1 pseudogene is annotated in these 1,049 nt (G+C 64.7%); it reads right to left on the bottom strand.

The features are described 5' to 3' along the window. Positions 1–112: 112 nt before the first annotated feature. Positions 113–1,049: pseudogene (locus ACFXN1_RS51935) on the bottom strand (IS3 family transposase); the annotation flags it as partial.

Here is a 1,049-nt window from a genome sequence, read left to right as displayed (position 1 = left end):
CGACCCGGCACCCTACAGCCGAACACCCAGCCACACAGCACGATTCGCCCATCAGTTGCCAGCCGTCAGCAAACCCCCAAAGTTAACGGCATTGGTTTTGATGCACACCGGTTTATCTGTCTCCAGCCGGTTGCTCGGCGTGGAGTGCATAGTAGTCGGCTTCGAACTCGACCGGTGGTTTGCGGCCGAGCCGGTGCATGAGCCGGGACTGGTTGAACCATCGGACCCTCGGCGGTGAGCAACTCGACGTCGGCGAGCCGGTTCAGAGGGCCGCGCCGAAACGGTGAATCATCGCGGACCGCTTCGGTCTTGTAAAGCCCAATCATGGTCTCCGCCAGCGCATTATCGTATGCGTCGCCCACCGATCCGATCGACGCGACCATGCCCGAGAGCAACAGCGTTTCCCCGAGCCGCAGCGACGTGTATTGCGACCCCGCATCGGAATGGTGAATGGTGTTGCCCGCCAACGGATGTCCTTCCCGATGCCGTAACGCCGCGGCCTGACGGATCGCGGAGTTGACGAACGCGGCTTGTTTGCTGGTCGAACATTCCCAGCCCAGGATCCGCCCGGCGTAGGCGTCGATCACGAACGCCGTGTAGACGAACGCGCCCGTGACCAGGCGAACGTAGGTGAAATCGGCGACGAGCAGCATGTTCGGTGCCGGAACCCGGAACTGGCGATCGACCAGGTCCGGTGCCCGCGAGGCGGCCGGATCCGGTTCGGTGGTGCGGATCTTCTTGCGCCGCACCACCCCTTTCCAGCCGTTGGCCCGCATGAGCCGTTCGACGGTGCAGCGGGCGACCGGGATCTTCTGCCGTTGCAGGTGCGCCCACATCTTCTCGGCCCCGTACAACGACTCCGGCGCGCGGCGGCCCTGTTCGTCGGGTTCGTAGTAGCCGGCGAGGATCTCGGTGACCGTGGTGTCCCACAATGCCCGTTTCGACGGTGCTCGTCGCGCCCAGGCGTGGAAGGTTCTCGGGGCGATCTTGCATCCGTGCGCGGTCAGCGCACGGCAGATCGGAGCGACCCCGAACCGAGCCTTGTGCTC

It is taken from the genome of Nocardia sp. NPDC059154 (assembly GCF_042755705.1).
In the GTDB taxonomy this organism is placed as follows: Bacteria; Actinomycetota; Actinomycetes; order Mycobacteriales; family Mycobacteriaceae; genus Nocardia.
The sequence above is the reverse complement of the archived record's forward strand: the minus strand, read 5'-3'. Positions and strand labels throughout refer to the sequence as shown.